The following is a 14,927-nucleotide window of genomic DNA, read 5'->3' as shown; positions in this document are numbered from 1 at the left end:
CGAAGTGTCGTTCCTGAAACATCTCGAAACGGCGCGCGTTCGCGCCGTACGCGGGGCGGTGTCCCCGGAGCCGGGCCGCCGACCTTGCCCTCGCACGCGCGAGGACGCAAGGGCCGCGGGGCTCCCCGGGCGGTTTTTTCCGTCGTCGATGCGACCGCCGGCGCATCGGTCGCGGGCGCGACCCGGCGGCGGCTCCCGAACGCCGGGGCGACGGCGCTTCGATCGGCCTCAATAGGAGATACCGGCGGCGGCCTCGTCGAGACGTTCGCGGGCGATGGTCCGGCCGCGCGCCCGCATGTCGGTCAGCTGCACGTACATCTCCGCCGCCGACAGGGCGTCGTTGAAGGCGTCGTGGGCCGGCAATTCGCGCAGGCCCAGATCGCGGGCGATGGCGTTGAAGGAGAGGTCGATCTGCGTGCCCTGGGGAGCATTGCCGTATTTCAGCCCGTAGTAGAGCTCCGATACCTCGATGCGGCGATTGGGCAGGCGGAAGCCGAAGGCGCGCGAGGTGCAGCGGTCGAGCATGGAGACGTCGTAGTCGATCCAATAGCCGACCACCGGTCGACCGCCGATGAAATCGAGCAACTCGGGAATGACCTCGCGCATCGGCCGGCCGTTCTCGACGTCGACGGCGCGCAATTGGTGGACGCGGATCGCCTCGGCGCGCATCGCCGCCGATTCCGGCCGGATCATCGCGTTGAAGGCCGAGGAGGTGAGGATCCGGTTGCCGGCGACGCGGATCGCCGAGACATAGATCACCTCGTCGGTCTTCAGGTCGAAGCCGGTGGTCTCGCAGTCGATCGACACCACCTCGCCCGAAGGGTCCTCGTCGAACATCATCGCCCAATGCGGGTCCTTGAGCCGCCGCCGGTCGAACTCCCGACGGATGCGGCGCACCATGCGCTCGAACATCAGAACATCCCCAGCTTGAAATGGGCGCGGACGAGTTCGCGGAAGCGCTTCACCATGCGCAGGCCGTCGCGCATCAGATCGCGGTCGAGCGTGGTGAGGTCGGAGGGACGGACCAGCGATTCACCCTCGGTGGTGCCGGCGAGATGGGCGCGCAGCTGGGACTGCAGCCGCAGCTCCATGAACCAGCCGAAGGCGGCGGCGAGATCGCGGGCGAAGGCCTCGTCGAAGAAGCCGGTCTCGGCGATGCGCTCGATGCGGGCGAAGGTCGAGGTCTCGGTCAGACCCTTCTCGATGGCGAGGCTGCGGATGCCGTGGACGATCGGGAAGGTTCCGGCCTTCTTCAGGTCGATCGGCTCCTCGCGGCCGAAGGTCTCCATGATCGAGCTGATCACGCCGCCCGGTCCCGGGAACTGATCGATCGCCTTGGCGAAATGGGCGATGGACGCCGTCTCGCCGGCCATCATGTCGAGAAGGCGGCGCTTGGCGCGGACGAGCAGGTCGGCGTCACCGGCGACGGTGGCGGCATCGTAGAAGATGCCGAGATGCATCGGGCTCTCGGCGTCGGGGGTCAGGATCCAGCGACGCAGCTGGCCCTCGAAATCGTCGAGGGTCTGCGACCAGATCGGATTCGACACCATGACGTTGCCCGGACAGGGCGGGAAGCCGAAGGAGGCGAGAGCCGCCTGGAAGTCGACGCGGAAGCGCGCCAGATCGGCCTCGGGGACGGGGGCTGCGAGCAACAGGCCGTTGTCCTGATCGGTCCGCACGGTCTGCTCGCCGCGGCCCTCCGAGCCCATGACGAAGAGACAGCCGGCCTCGCGGATCGTCTCCGGCGCCACCATGGCGAAGAGCTGGGCGAAGAGTTGGCGATTGAGGTCCGAGGTGACGGCGGCGATCTCGCGCACCTTGATGCCCTGACGGTGCAGGCGCTCCACCTGCCCCTGGATGTCGTGGGCGGCGACGGAGAGGTCGTCGAGGCTCTTGGCGCGATCGATGCGGCCGGGGATGAGCTGCGAATTGCCGGCGAAGAGGCCGAGGATGTCGATGTCCTCGAGGACCCCCGCCACCTCGCCGTCGCGCATCACGACGAGCCGGCGCTTGTTGTGGCGGGTCATGGTCATGAGTGCGTCGAAGACGAAGTCGTCCTCGCCGACCCCGATCAGCCCCCAGCTCGAGCACTCGCCGACCGGCGTGGTCAGCGGCAGCTTCTGCAGGATGGCGGCCTTGGAGAGGTTGGTCCGGGTGACGATGCCGGTGCGGTCGCCGTCGCGGACGAGCAGGCTGTTCTGCTCGGTCTCGGACATGCGACGCTCGGCCTCCTCGATCGAGGCGGAGGCCTCGATGAAGACGGGGGCGCGCAGGCGCGCCTCGCGGATCCGGCAGCGCAGCACGCTGTCGATGCCCTGACCGGTCTTCTCGGTGCGCGCGGCTTCGGCGAGTTTCGAGGAGATGTCGGAGTAGAAGAACACCGCGAATTCGGGGTTGCGGCGGATCAGCGACAGCAGCACGTCCTTCGGCAGGAGATAGACGAGGCTCTCCTCGGCGGCGCGATAGTTGGCGCCGGCCGAGCCGTGGACCACGGCGCGGATGCCGAAGATCTGCTTGGGGCCGAGGACGGCGAGGAGATGGTCGTCGTCGTCGTATTCGTCGACCGCCCCCTTGAGCACCACGTGGAGGTGATCGGCGACGGAGCCCCGGGTGATGATCGTCTCACCGGGGCGGAAATAGCCGATGTCGAGGGCGGCGAGGAGTTCGGCCCTCTCGTCCGACGACAGACGATCGAAAGGAGGGGCGCTGGTATCGAAAGCTCTGGGCATGGGGCACCGGACGGTTACCGCGACCGCTCACCGACCGAGGTGAGGACCGGGGGGGCGTCGCGCCGGTCGAACGACCGGTGCGGAGCCGGAGAACGCGGGCACCATCCTGGCGCGCTCCGGGGCCCCCTGTCGAGGAGAAGAAAGCGAAGGCCGGGTCGCTGGCGCGGCCCGGCCTTCGGATCGGAAGAGGCGACCGGGAAGGGCGAACCCTTCCCGGAAGGTCTCGTCGGGTCAGTGCGAAGCAGCGCCCTGGGCACCGATGCCGGTCTCGGAGCGGATGTACTGAGCTTCCCAGCCCTCCTTGTCCTCCTTCGCACGGGACGAGCCGTCGATGATGGAGAACAGCCAGATGCCGATGAAGGCGATCGGCATGGAGAAGATCGCCGGGTTCGACAGCTGGATCAGAGCCGAGCCCTTCGGGTTGCCCATGACCGCTTCCCACACGGACGGCGACAGGACGACGCCGACGGTGGCCGCGATCAGGCCGAGGAAGCCGCCGATGACGGCGCCACGGGTGGTGCAGCCCTTCCACTTGATCGACATCAGCAGCACGGGGAAGTTCGCGGAAGCGGCGATCGCGAAGGCGAGGCCGACCATGAACGCCACGTTCTGCTTCTCGAAGGCGATGCCGAGGAGGATCGCGACGATGCCGAGAACGACGGTGGAGATCTTGGAGATGCGGATCTCGTCGGCCTCGTTGGCCTTACCGCCCTTGACGACGGTGGCGTAGAGGTCGTGGGAGATCGCCGAGGCGCCGGACAGGGTCAGGCCCGAGACGACCGCGAGGATGGTGGCGAAGGCCACGGCCGAGATGAAGCCGAGGAACACGTTGCCGCCGACCGCATCGGCCAGATGGATGGCCGCCATGTTGGAGCCGCCGCGGATCGACAGGAGCGGCTTGGTGGCGTCCGTCAGATACTCGGGGTTGGTGGCGACCAGCACGATCGCGCCGAAGCCGATGATGAAGGTCAGGATGTAGAAGTAGCCGATGAAGCCGGTGGCGTAGAACACGGACTTACGCGCGGCCTGGGCGTCCTTCACGGTGAAGAAGCGCATCAGGATGTGCGGCAGGCCGGCGGTGCCGAACATGAGGGCGAGGCCGAGCGAGACGGCCGAGACCGGGTTCGAGACCAGCGTGCCCGGAGCCATGATGGCTTCCTTCTTCGGATGGACCTCGATGGCCTTCTGGAACATCGCTTCCGGCGAAAAGCCGAAGTGCGCGAGCACCATGAAGGACATGAAGGTGGCGCCCGAGAGCAGCAGGACGGCCTTGATGATCTGCACCCAGGTGGTGGCGACCATGCCGCCGAAGGTGACGTAGACGATCATCAGGATGCCGACGACCACGACCGCCATCCAGTACTCGAGACCGAACAGGACCTTGATCAGCTGGCCGGCGCCGACCATCTGCGCGATCAGGTAGAACGCGACGACGACCAGGGTGCCACAGGCGGCGAGAACGCGGATCGGGGTCTGACCGAAGCGGAACGAGGCGACGTCGGCGAAGGTGAACTTGCCGAGGTTGCGCAGCGGTTCGGCGATCATGAAGGTCACGATCGGCCAGCCGACGAGGAAGCCGACCGAGTAGATCAGGCCGTCGTAGCCGTTCATGTAGACGAGGCCGGAGATGCCGAGGAACGAGGCGGCCGACATGTAGTCGCCGGCGATCGCCAGACCGTTCTGGAAGCCGGTGATGCCACCGCCGGCGGTGTAGAACTGCGCGGCCGAACGGCTCTGCTTGGCCGCCCAGTAGGTGATGCCGAGGGTCAGGACGACGAAGGCGAGGAACATCGCGATCGCGGTCCAGTTGGTGGCCTGCTTGGCGAGCTGGCCGGCGTCCGGACCGGCGGCGAGCGCCACGGTCGGAAGGGCGGCGGCGAGAGCCGCGCCGAGGAGAAGGGACTTCATACGCGACATCACTTGGTCTCCTCGACGATCTCTTTCGTCAGCTGGTCGAAGCTGGCGTTGGCCTTGCGCACGTAGATGCCCACGATGACGAAGGACAGGACGATGACGACGACGCCGACCGGCATGCCGAGCGTCGTGACGCCGGAACCGACCTTCATCGCGAGGAGCTTCGGATCGAAGCCGATGAGAAGGATGTAGCCGTAGTAGAGGACGAGCGTGGCGATCGTCAGCTTCAGGCTCAGGCTGTTGCGGGTGGAGACCAGTTCCTGGAACTTGGGATTGGCCCGCACCTTGGCGGCGATGTCGTTACTCACTTGAGTACCTCCCTGGATTTCGTTCGGTGAGGAGCGCGCGAAAAAACGAGCCGCTCGCACACGCTCGCTGCTGCGAGCATGAGCGAAGCCTGTTGTTCTTCGTGTCGAACTCCCCCCGGAGCACGAGCCGACCCCTTCCCCGGAACGGGTCGCTGTGGACGGAATTTGCCCGCCCGCAAGAAGATGCGATACCCCGCCCTTCGTATATGTAGTTTCGCTGAAAGCTCGATGCCGCGTCCAAATTAAGGCGGAATCCGGCCGTTCGCCGGTATGAGCGGCGCACGCGGGCGGGGGCGGATCAGCGTCCGGCGGTCGCCTCGGCGATCTCGGCGACGATGGCGCGTGCTGCACTGCGGCGATCGGCGGCGGCGAGGATCGGGCGGCCGACGACGAGCAGGTCGGAGCCGGCGCGGATGGCGTCGCCCGGGGTCATGATGCGCTTCTGATCGCCGGCTTCCGCGCCTTTCGGGCGGACACCGGGGGTCACCAGCGCCAGATCGGAGCCGACGGCGGCGCGCAGCCGCGCGGCTTCCGCCGGCGAGCAGACGATGCCGTCCATGCCCGCGGCGACCGCATCTTTCGCACGTGCGAGAACGAGATCGGCGACGTTGCCGGCGTAGCCCGCGGCGGCGAGATCGCCGTCGTCCATCGAGGTGAGGACGGTGACGCCGAGGAGCTTGGTACGGCACTGCGGCGCGCGGTCGCGGACGGCGACGGCGGCGCGCATCGCCTTCGGGTAGGCGTGGAGCGTCACCCAGTCGACGCCGAGCGCGAGAATCGACTCGATCCCCTCGGCGATGGTGTTGTCGATGTCGAGGAGCTTGACGTCGAGGAAGACGCGCTCACCGGCCGCCACCAGTTTCTCGGCGAGCGCCAGGCCGCCGGCGAAGACGAGGCGATAGCCGATCTTGTAGACGCCGACCTCGCCGCGGGTCTCCTCGACGATACGCTCGGCCTCGGCGACGGAGGGAACGTCGAGGGCGAGGATCAGACGATCTTTCGGAGAGGCGGCGACGAAGGGCATGGCGTGGGTCCTCGAGCGATCACGAGGTCGATCTACGCCCGCCGGCGCGGCACCGCAAGTCGCCGGTCCCGTCAGGGCCGGCGATAGATCCACACCCGGGCCGGCGGCAGGTTCATCACCACCCAGCCGGTGCGCTCGATCTCGAAGCGGCCGGCACCGTGGGGGACCGGCGGCACCAGCGCATAGGAGAACTGGATGAAGGGCGCGCCGGGCGGCATCAGGTCGAAGCATTCCTCGAGCAGGCGGGCGCGCTCGGGCAGCGGCTTGGTGAAGAGCGGCAGGCTCGACACCACGGCGGCCACCGGCGCGTCGCGGCCGGTGACGAGATCGCCGAGCGTGTGGCGCATGCGGTAGGCGTCACCGTGGACGAAGTGGACGCCGGGGAAGCGGTTGCGCAGCAGCTTGCAGAAGTCGGGGTTGTATTCGATGGCGGCGATGCGATCGGCGGCGATGCCGCGATCGACCAGCGCCTGGGTGACGACGCCGGTGCCGGGGCCGAGTTCGACCACCAGACCGGGGACGGCCGGATCGACGTGCGAGGCCATCAGCTTGGCGAGCGCCGGGCTCGACGGCGCCACCGCGCCGGTCATCAGCGGCTTGTCGAGCCAGTTCTTGAGAAAGCGGACCTCGTCCAGAACCTTGTGGCGCAACTCGTCGGTATCGATGCGCTTCTCGGGGCGTCCCATCATCGGCTCCGGTGGGTCTCGTTCGTTCGCCGACGCATCCTGTCGGCCGGCGGCGACATTACGATGTCACGGGTCTGCCGGACAAATGTCCAAGAGCCGAGACGGGGCCCTTCCGGACCCGGTGCGACCGCAACACGCAGGGACGGTCGAAAGGCTTCAATTTCCCAGATTGTCGAAGAAATCCCGCACCTTGGAGAAGAAGCCCTCGGATTCGGGATGGGTGGTGCCGTTCGATTCCTTCTCGAACTCCTCGAGCAGCTCGCGCTGCCTCCTGGTCAGATTGCGCGGCGTCTCGACCGTCACCTGGATGTACATGTCGCCGTGGCCGTGGGTCCGCATCACCGGCATGCCCTTGGCCCTGAGGCGGAACTGCTTGCCCGACTGGGTGCCCTCGGGGACCTTCACCTTGGTCTTCTCGCCCGACAGGGTGGGCACGTCGAACTGGCCACCGAGCGCCGCGGTCGTCAACGAGATCGGCACCCGGCAGTAGACGTCTGCGCCGTCGCGCTGGAAGAAGGCGTGCGGCTTGATCGAGATGAAGATGTAGAGGTCGCCCGACGGGCCGCCGCGGGCGCCGGCTTCGCCCTCGCCGGCGACACGGATGCGGGTGCCTTCCTCGATGCCGGCGGGGATCGCCACTTCGAGGGTCTTCTCGGTCGCCGTCTGGCCGGAACCGCCGCACTTCTTGCAGGGATCGGGGATGACCTGGCCGCGGCCCTGGCAGGTCGGGCAGGTGCGCTCGATGGTGAAGAAGCCCTGGACGGCGCGGACGCGGCCGAGGCCACCGCAGGTGCGGCAGGCCTGAGCCGAGGTGCCGGGCGCGGCGCCGGTGCCGGTGCAGGCCTCGCAGGAGACGGTGGTCGGGACGCGGATCTCGACCTTCTTGCCGGTGTAGGCCTCCTCGAGGGTGATCTCCATGTTGTAGCGCAGGTCGGCACCGCGCTCGCGACCACCCGAGGACCGTCCGCGGCCGCCGAAATCGCCGCCGAAGAAGTTCTCGAAGATGTCCGACATGGTCTGGGCGAAGTCGCCGTTGAAGCCGGCGCCGCCACCACCGCCCATGCCGTTCTCGAAGGCGGCGTGGCCGAAGCGGTCGTAGGCGGCGCGCTTCTGGTCGTCCTTGAGGACGTCGTAGGCCTCGTTGATTTCCTTGAACTTGGCCTCGGCCTCGGCATTGCCGGGATTGCGGTCCGGGTGGAACTGCATGGCGAGTTTGCGGAAGGCGCTCTTCAGCTCCTTCTCGTCGGCGGTCTTCGAGACCCCGAGGACCTCGTAGTAGTCGCGCTTGGCCATGGTCGGGTCCGATCCTCGTCCGGGCGGGGGCCTTCATGCGGTGCGACCCGGTGTGGGTCACACCGGGTCGCACGCATCACTGGAGAAGCACCGGATCAGTGCTTCTTGTCGTCCTTCACCTCGGTGAAGTCGGCATCGACGACGTCGTCGCGGTCGGCCTTGTGGCCGGCGTCGTGGCCGCTTGCGGCACCTTCGCCGCCGTCGGCCTGACCGGCGGCGTACATCGCCTCACCGAGCTTCATCTGGGCTTCGGCGAGCTTGTTGGCCGCTTCCTTGATCGCCTCGACGTCCTCGCCTTCGATCGCCTTGCGGGTGTCGGCCACGGCCGCCTCGATCACCGACTTGTCGGCGGCCGAGACCTTGTCGCCGTAGTCCTTGAGCGCCTTCTCGGCCGAATGGGCGAGGCCCTCGGCGTGGTTCTTGGCCTCGACCAGCTCACGCCGCTTCTTGTCCTCGGCGGCATGGCTCTCGGCGTCCTTGACCATCTTGTCGATGTCGGCGTCGGAGAGACCACCGGAGGCCTGGATGCGGATCTGCTGCTCCTTGCCGGTGCCCTTGTCCTTGGCGTGGACGTTGACGATGCCGTTGGCGTCGATGTCGAAGGCGACCTCGATCTGCGGCACGCCGCGCGGCGCCGGGGGAATGCCGACCAGATCGAACTGGCCGAGCATCTTGTTGTCCGCCGCCATCTCGCGCTCGCCCTGGAAGACGCGGATGGTGACCGCGGTCTGGCCGTCTTCCGCCGTCGAGAAGACCTGCGACTTCTTGGTCGGGATCGTGGTGTTGCGGTCGATCAGGCGGGTGAAGACGCCGCCGAGGGTCTCGATGCCGAGCGACAGCGGGGTCACGTCGAGAAGCAGCACGTCCTTGACGTCGCCCTGGAGCACGCCGCCCTGGATGGCGGCGCCGATGGCGACGACCTCGTCCGGGTTGACGCCCTTGTGGGGCTCACGACCGAAGAAGGTCTTCACCACCTCCTGGACCTTGGGCATGCGGGTCATGCCGCCGACCAGCACCACCTCGTCGATCTGACCGGCCGACAGGCCCGCGTCCTTCAGAGCCGCCTTGCAGGGCTCGACGGTGCGCTGGATCAGGTCGTCGACCAGCGCCTCGAACTTGGCGCGGGTGAGCTTGATGTTGAGATGTTTCGGACCGGTCGCGTCCATGGTGATGAACGGCAGGTTGATCTCGGTCTGGGTGGCCGACGACAGCTCGATCTTGGCCTTCTCGGCCGCCTCCTTGAGGCGCTGCAGGGCGAGCTTGTCGTTCCTCAGATCGATGCCGGTCTCCTTCTTGAACTCGTCGGCGAGATAGCCGACCAGCCGCATGTCGAAGTCCTCACCGCCGAGGAAGGTGTCGCCGTTGGTCGACTTCACCTCGAAGACGCCGTCGCCGATCTCGAGGATCGACACGTCGAAGGTGCCGCCGCCGAGGTCGTAGACCGCGATGGTGCCGGCGGCGCGCTTGTCGAGGCCGTAGGCGAGCGCGGCGGCGGTCGGCTCGTTGATGATGCGCAGGACTTCCAGACCGGCGATCTTGCCGGCGTCCTTGGTCGCCTGACGCTGGGCGTCGTTGAAGTAGGCGGGAACGGTGATGACGGCTTGCGTGACCGGCGCGCCGAGATAGGCTTCCGCGGTCTCCTTCATCTTGCCGAGGGTGAAGGCGGAGATCTGCGAAGGCGAATAGGGCTTGCCGTCGGCCTCGACCCAGGCGTCGCCGTTGCCGCCCTTGGTGATCTTGTAGGGGACGAGCTTCTTGTCCTTCTCGACCATCGGGTCTTCGTAGCGGCGGCCGATGAGGCGCTTCACCGCGAAGAAGGTGCGCTCCGGATTGGTCACGGCCTGACGCTTGGCGGCGACGCCGACGAGACGCTCGCCGTCGTCGGTCATGGCGACGATCGACGGCGTGGTGCGCGCGCCCTCGGCGTTCTCGATGACCTTGGCGGTCTTGCCGTCCATGACGGCGACGCACGAATTGGTCGTGCCGAGGTCGATACCGATCACCTTACCCATGATGCTTCTCCTCGAGTGGCAGGTCGTCCGGACCTCGTGACGAGCGTTCCGTTCACGACCCCCTTGCGGGCCCCGCTCCGGGACCCGGCGGTTGAACCGTGTTTCGTGGTGGCTCCCGTCCCGCCGCGCGGGCCGGAAAGCGCTTCGCCGGGGTATATAAGAGGGGGCAATCGGGGCCGCAAGGAGGGAACTCCGCGGTAATCTCGTGCCGGTAGGATCGTCGCGGAACCGGATCGGCGGCCGTACCGCTCCGAGTCGGCGAGAGGACCTCGACGTATGGCGCAGCCGGTGATCTCGAAATTCCGCGCCCCGAGTGGCGCAGCCGGCGGGCCGGCGCCGGCGCGGTCGCTTCTGTTCATGGCGATGGTGATCGCGACGGCGGCCCTCGTCGGCGTGGTCGCGACCGATCTGATCGATCCTGCCGGGCGCATCGACGCCGCACCCGGATCGGTGCTCGGCTTCGCGGCGGACTTCGGCCTCTTCCTCGCCCTCTTCGCCACCGGCTCGGCGGTCCTGCCGGCGTTCTTCGACGTGGCGCGGGTGTGGGAGCGCGCGACGCCCGAATCGGAACGGCGCGCCCGCGACGAAGACGGCTCGATCTTCGGGCTTCTCGGCTTCGGCGACGGCGATGGGAGTGGCGACGGCGACTGACGCCCCGGTTCAGGCGTCGGCGAAGCGCTGCATCAGTCCGAGCGTCGCGCCGTTCGGATCGGTGAGGACGGCGAAACGACCGACACCGGGCACCTCGAAGATCGGATCGGAGTGCCCGCCGGCCGCCTCGGCCGCAGCGACCGCCGCTTCGATGTCGTCGACGCCGGCATAGGGAAACCAATCGTCGGCGTCGTCTTCGCCGGGCGGCCAGGTTATCAGGCCGGCGACAGGACGAGGCTGGTCGGGCAGGCGCGCCAGGGTGTAGGGTCCCGCCGGAGTGACGATGTCCTCGTAGGCCCATCCCATGGTGGCCGCATAGAACGCCTTGGCGCGTTCGAGATCCGAGGTGGTGAGTTCGTTCCAGACGATGATGCCGTGACGTGCCATCCGAAGTCTCTTCGTTCTCGTTATGTGGACCGATTCATAGCGCAACTCGACGACACGATCTGCGAACCGAAGATTGCCAGAAATGCCAGAAATCGCGCCCGGCGTGCGCCTCCTTTCCGGCCGGCTCGACCGCTCCACCCAGGAGAGGCTGGTCGCCGAGCTGCGCGAGGTGGTGCGCGAGGCGCCGTTGTTCGTGCCGGTGATGCCGCGGACCGGCAAACCGTTCAGCGTGCGCATGACGAATTGCGGGCCGCTCGGCTGGGTGTCGGATCGCGCCGGCTATCGCTATCAACCGACCCATCCGGTGACGGGGAGGCCGTGGCCGCCGATTCCTGCGCGACTTCTCGACCTCTGGGACGATGTGACCGACCATCCGCAGCGGCCCGAGGCCTGTCTCGTCAACTTCTATGGTCCCGAAGCCAAGATGGGACTGCATCAGGATCGCGACGAGGAGGACTTCGCCGCGCCGCTGCTGTCGGTGTCGCTCGGCGACACCTGCCGCTTCCGTCTCGGCGGGGTCGAGCGCGGCGATCCGACGCGGTCCTTCCCGCTCGCCTCGGGCGACGTTTTGGTGCTCTCCGGTCCGGCGCGCCTCGCCTTCCACGGCGTCGACCGCATCCTGCCGGGCACCTCGACGCTGCTCGCCGGCGGCGGGCGAATCAATCTGACGCTGCGACGGGTGACGAAGGCGGCGTGATCGGCCATGCGTCCGTCACGACGCGTCGGCGCGCTTCGCCACGACGTGCCCCACCGCGGAGAGCAGCGCCGACGCGGTGACCACCGTGCCGGCGCCGATCAGCGGCAGGGCGAAGCCCGACGACCCGGTCGCCACCAGACCGGCGGCCCAGGGGCCGATCACCTGGCCGATGCCGTAACCGATGGTGATGAAGGCGGTGGCGCGCGCCGTCGCGCCCGGCTGCAGGCGGGCGGCGAGAGCGACGGAGACGCCGGTGATGCCGATGAAGGTGAAGCCGTAGGAGACGGCGGAGAAGAGCGCGGCGGCGGGCGAACCGGTCAGCGCGGCGAAGATGCCGACCGCCTGCACGACATAGGCCGCCGTCAGCGAACCCCAGGCGCCGAAGCGGTGGGCGATGCGGGTCCAGATCAGCGGAGAGGGAATGCCGGCGAGGCCGGCGAGCACCCAGGCGAGAGGCGCGAGATGCGCCGTCTCGGGCAGGCGGTGCAGGATGGCGACGAGGAAGGTGCCGGTGACGATGTAGCCGAGGCCTTCCAGCGCATAGGCGACGACCAGCAGCGCGAAGGCCGACGTCCAGCGCATGCGCGGCGCGGCGGGCGCAGCGGCCTGCCCACGGCGCGGCCCCTCGCCCGGCACGCCGGCCGCCGGCCAGGCGAGGACCACCGCGACGATGCCGAGGAAGATCCAGGCCGCCTGCCAGTCGGGCACGAACTGGGCGGTGAGGCCGGTCAGCGCGATGCCGCTGCCGACGCCGGCGAAGTGCAGCGCCGTTCCGGTCGGCCCGGTGGCGGCGCCACGTTCGTAGACGAAGGCGGTGCCGAGGACGAAGAGGAAGCCGGAGGAGATGCCGGCGGCCAGCCGCAGCAGATCCCAGAACCACAGGCCGAGGGTCAGACCCATACCGGCGATGCAGACGATCGCCACCACCAGAGCGAGGCGGAAGAGAAGCGGCCGAATCGCCGCCGAGGTCCGCCCGGCGAGAAAGACGCCGGCGAGGTAGCCGGCGAGATTGAGCGAGGCCATCAGACCGGCGTCGGCGTCGGTGAAGCCGGTCGCCGTCTGCATGGCGGGCAGGAGCGCGGTGAAGGCGAAGCGGCCGAGGCCCATGGCGACGAGCAGCGTCGCGGCGCCGCGCGCCAGGATGATCGTCCGCTCGCGTCTGGTCATGTCCGCCCTTTCCCCTCGCCGGCACAGTGGCCGACGGCCTGCGGCCTTTCAAACGAATAGCGCTCATGGCAGCGATGCGTGGCGATGATCGATCGGGTGGCCTCGAACCATCTCCCCCTACGCCCCTCTTCCTCGCCGGTTGACGCCCTCCCCCTCCGGCCGCTACGCCTCGTCGAGCCTCAGGAGACCCGCCGTGCCCGCCCTCCCCCGTGATGCCAAAGCCGCGACCCTCGAACTGGCGCGTGCCCGGGCGGTGCTGCGCGAGGTCTTCGGCTACCCCGACTTCCGCCCGGGCCAAGACGACATCGTCGCCGCGGTGCTGGAGGGCTCGGACGTGCTCGCGGTGATGCCGACGGGTGCCGGCAAGTCGATGTGCTACCAGCTTCCGGCGATCGTGCGCGAAGACCTCACGGTGGTCGTCTCGCCGCTCATCGCGCTGATGCGCAATCAGGTGGCGCAGCTCCGGGCCAACGGCGTCGCCGCCGGGGCGCTCAACTCCTCGACCGGGCCGGACGAGCTCCGCGAGACCATGGCCGATCTCGAGGCGGGGCGGCTGCGCCTGCTCTACGTCGCACCGGAGCGGCTGGCGCGCCCCGACACCCAGGAGATGCTGGCGCGGGCGCGGGTGGCGACGCTGGCGGTCGACGAGGCGCACTGCATCTCGCAGTGGGGCCACGATTTCCGCCCGGAATATCGCGAGATCGGCGGCTTCGCGGCGCGGCTCGGCTCGCCGCAGATCGTGGCGCTGACGGCGACCGCCGACGCGGCGACGCGCGACGAGATCGTCGCCGGACTGTTCCACGCCGCGCCGGCCGTCTTCGTCCACGGTTTCGACCGGCCGAACCTGCGCCTCGCCATGCGGCCCAAGGCCGACCCGCGGCGCCAGCTCACCCGCTTCCTCGAGAGCCACCGCGGCGAGAGCGGCATCGTCTACTGCGCCTCGCGCAAGCAGACCGAGGACCTGGCCGAGTTCTTCGGCGCGCAGGGGTTTCGTGCGCTCGCCTATCACGCCGGACTCGACCAGGAGACGCGGGCGAAACGCCAGGACGTCTTCCTCCAGGAGGACGGGGTGGTGATGACCGCGACCATCGCTTTCGGCATGGGCATCGACAAGCCGGACGTGCGCTTCGTCGCCCATGCGAGCCTGCCGAAGTCGATCGAGGCCTATTACCAGGAGATCGGCCGCGCCGGGCGCGACGGACTGCCCGCCGACACGCTGACGCTGCACGGCACCGACGACATCCTGTTGCGCCGCCGCCAGATCGACGAGAGCGAGGCCTCGGACGAACAGAAGCGGGTGGAGCGGCAGCGGCTGCAGTCGCTGGTGGCGCTGGCCGAGACGCCGCGCTGCCGGCGGCAGGTGCTGCTCGCCTATTTCGGCGAGGAGAGCGAGCCTTGCGGCAACTGCGACATCTGCCTCGACGGGGTGGCGACCTTCGACGGCACGGTGGCGGCGCAGAAGGCGCTCTCGGCGATGGTCAGGACCGGCGAGCGCTTCGGCGAGGTGCATCTCGTGTCGCTGCTCACCGGCGAGACGACCGAGAACATGGTCCGCTTCGGCCACACGAACCTCAGGACCTTCGGATGCGGCAAGGAGTTCACCAAGGCGCAGTGGCGGGCGATCTTCCGCCAGTTGCTGGCACTCGGCCTCGCCGACGTCGATCTTTCGACCCACGGCCGTTGGTTCGTCACGCAAGCGGGCGTCGAGGTGCTGAAGGGGCGGCGCGAGGTCACCTTCCGCAGCGACGTCATCGAGGCGGCGCGCGAGAAGAAGACGAAGAAGGCCGTCCGCGCCGAAAAGACCACCGCGGCCGGGCTCGATGCGCGGGAGAGCGAGCTTCTCGCCCTGCTCAAGGCCGAGCGCGCGGCGCTGGCGCACGAGCTGAACGCGCCGGCCTATGTGGTCTTCGCCGACCGCACGCTGATCGAGATGGCGCGGGCACGGCCGACGACGCGGGCGGAACTCGGCGAGATCCACGGCGTCGGCGCCGCCAAGCTCGCGCGCTTCGGCGACACGTTCCTCGCCGCGATCGCCCGCTTCGAGAAGGGGTGAGGCCGC

Annotated in this window: 13 protein-coding genes; 3 read left to right on the top strand and 10 right to left on the bottom strand. The window is 68.5% G+C overall.

The annotated features are described in order from the left end of the window. Window positions 1–228: 228 nt before the first annotated feature. The 8 genes from V7Q42_RS06700 to dnaK form a co-directional block, all read right to left on the bottom strand. Window positions 229–912 (bottom strand): 3'-5' exonuclease, encoded by a 684-nt coding sequence (locus tag V7Q42_RS06700; RefSeq protein ID WP_333823125.1) that lies wholly within the window; start codon window positions 910–912, stop codon window positions 229–231. After that, complete coding sequence (locus V7Q42_RS06695) at window positions 912–2,729, bottom strand: DUF294 nucleotidyltransferase-like domain-containing protein (RefSeq protein WP_333823124.1); 1,818 nt, start codon at window positions 2,727–2,729, stop codon at window positions 912–914. Before V7Q42_RS06695 ends, V7Q42_RS06700 begins: the two co-directional genes overlap by 1 nt. 231 nt (window positions 2,730–2,960) lie before the next feature. Next, entirely contained in the window at window positions 2,961–4,637 is a 1,677-nt protein-coding gene (locus tag V7Q42_RS06690; protein ID WP_442958171.1) for a cation acetate symporter, read from the bottom strand. An 8-nt stretch (window positions 4,638–4,645) separates the two neighbouring features. Further along, window positions 4,646–4,951 carry a DUF485 domain-containing protein gene (locus tag V7Q42_RS06685; protein ID WP_333823121.1) on the bottom strand — a complete coding sequence of 102 codons (306 nt, stop codon included), beginning with the start codon at window positions 4,949–4,951 and terminating at the stop codon, window positions 4,646–4,648. Window positions 4,952–5,249: 298 nt separating this feature from the next. Beyond that, a complete protein-coding gene (gene pyrF, locus V7Q42_RS06680; RefSeq protein ID WP_333823120.1) occupies window positions 5,250–5,975 on the bottom strand; it encodes an orotidine-5'-phosphate decarboxylase in 726 nt (241 codons plus the stop codon). A 71-nt stretch (window positions 5,976–6,046) separates the two neighbouring features. After that, window positions 6,047–6,661 carry a class I SAM-dependent methyltransferase gene (locus V7Q42_RS06675; protein WP_333823119.1) on the bottom strand — a complete coding sequence of 205 codons (615 nt, stop codon included), beginning with the start codon at window positions 6,659–6,661 and terminating at the stop codon, window positions 6,047–6,049. A 156-nt stretch (window positions 6,662–6,817) separates the two neighbouring features. Then, entirely contained in the window at window positions 6,818–7,954 is a 1,137-nt protein-coding gene (gene dnaJ, locus V7Q42_RS06670) for a molecular chaperone DnaJ (RefSeq protein ID WP_333823118.1), read from the bottom strand. 95 nt (window positions 7,955–8,049) lie between these two features. Continuing rightward, window positions 8,050–9,966: a molecular chaperone DnaK gene (dnaK, locus tag V7Q42_RS06665; protein WP_333823117.1), complete on the bottom strand. Its 1,917-nt coding sequence runs from the start codon at window positions 9,964–9,966 to the stop codon at window positions 8,050–8,052. Window positions 9,967–10,242: 276 nt separating this feature from the next. Between dnaK and V7Q42_RS06660 the strand changes: the two genes are divergently transcribed. Further along, window positions 10,243–10,617 (top strand): hypothetical protein, encoded by a 375-nt coding sequence (locus V7Q42_RS06660; protein WP_333823116.1) that lies wholly within the window; start codon window positions 10,243–10,245, stop codon window positions 10,615–10,617. 9 nt (window positions 10,618–10,626) lie between these two features. On the opposite strand, the gene V7Q42_RS06655 is transcribed toward V7Q42_RS06660, so the two are convergent. Beyond that, entirely contained in the window at window positions 10,627–11,004 is a 378-nt protein-coding gene (locus V7Q42_RS06655; protein WP_333823115.1) for a VOC family protein, read from the bottom strand. Window positions 11,005–11,086: 82 nt separating this feature from the next. On the opposite strand from V7Q42_RS06655, the gene V7Q42_RS06650 reads away from it, so the two are divergent. Next, on the top strand, window positions 11,087–11,701 hold the full coding sequence (locus V7Q42_RS06650; protein ID WP_333823114.1) for an alpha-ketoglutarate-dependent dioxygenase AlkB family protein: 615 nt from the start codon (window positions 11,087–11,089) through the stop codon (window positions 11,699–11,701). 15 nt (window positions 11,702–11,716) lie between these two features. Here the strand turns inward: V7Q42_RS06650 and V7Q42_RS06645 are convergent, their stop codons facing one another. Beyond that, complete coding sequence (locus V7Q42_RS06645) at window positions 11,717–12,868, bottom strand: YbfB/YjiJ family MFS transporter (RefSeq protein ID WP_333823113.1); 1,152 nt, start codon at window positions 12,866–12,868, stop codon at window positions 11,717–11,719. Window positions 12,869–13,061: 193 nt separating this feature from the next. Between V7Q42_RS06645 and recQ the strand changes: the two genes are divergently transcribed. Next, complete coding sequence (recQ, locus tag V7Q42_RS06640) at window positions 13,062–14,921, top strand: DNA helicase RecQ (RefSeq protein ID WP_333823112.1); 1,860 nt, start codon at window positions 13,062–13,064, stop codon at window positions 14,919–14,921. Window positions 14,922–14,927: the final 6 nt, after the last annotated feature.

Source organism: Pinisolibacter sp., from assembly GCF_036782435.1.
Lineage (GTDB): Bacteria > Pseudomonadota > Alphaproteobacteria > Rhizobiales > Ancalomicrobiaceae > CALBKH01.
This window is presented reverse-complemented; position numbering and strand designations above follow the sequence as displayed.

What these genes read in the sequence shown, in the direction of transcription:
- V7Q42_RS06660 (WP_333823116.1), top strand. Translation starts at nt 10,243, where the DNA reads ATGGCGCAGCCGGTGATCTCGAAATTCCGCGCCCCGAGTGGCGCAGCC.
- V7Q42_RS06650 (WP_333823114.1), top strand. Translation starts at nt 11,087, where the DNA reads ATGCCAGAAATCGCGCCCGGCGTGCGCCTCCTTTCCGGCCGGCTCGAC.
- V7Q42_RS06645 (WP_333823113.1), bottom strand. Translation starts at nt 12,868, where the DNA reads ATGACCAGACGCGAGCGGACGATCATCCTGGCGCGCGGCGCCGCGACG.
- V7Q42_RS06695 (WP_333823124.1), bottom strand. Translation starts at nt 2,729, where the DNA reads ATGCCCAGAGCTTTCGATACCAGCGCCCCTCCTTTCGATCGTCTGTCG.
- dnaJ (WP_333823118.1), bottom strand. Translation starts at nt 7,954, where the DNA reads ATGGCCAAGCGCGACTACTACGAGGTCCTCGGGGTCTCGAAGACCGCC.
- V7Q42_RS06690 (WP_442958171.1), bottom strand. Translation starts at nt 4,637, where the DNA reads ATGAAGTCCCTTCTCCTCGGCGCGGCTCTCGCCGCCGCCCTTCCGACC.
- V7Q42_RS06700 (WP_333823125.1), bottom strand. Translation starts at nt 912, where the DNA reads ATGTTCGAGCGCATGGTGCGCCGCATCCGTCGGGAGTTCGACCGGCGG.
- V7Q42_RS06655 (WP_333823115.1), bottom strand. Translation starts at nt 11,004, where the DNA reads ATGGCACGTCACGGCATCATCGTCTGGAACGAACTCACCACCTCGGAT.
- V7Q42_RS06675 (WP_333823119.1), bottom strand. Translation starts at nt 6,661, where the DNA reads ATGGGACGCCCCGAGAAGCGCATCGATACCGACGAGTTGCGCCACAAG.
- pyrF (WP_333823120.1), bottom strand. Translation starts at nt 5,975, where the DNA reads ATGCCCTTCGTCGCCGCCTCTCCGAAAGATCGTCTGATCCTCGCCCTC.
- dnaK (WP_333823117.1), bottom strand. Translation starts at nt 9,966, where the DNA reads ATGGGTAAGGTGATCGGTATCGACCTCGGCACGACCAATTCGTGCGTC.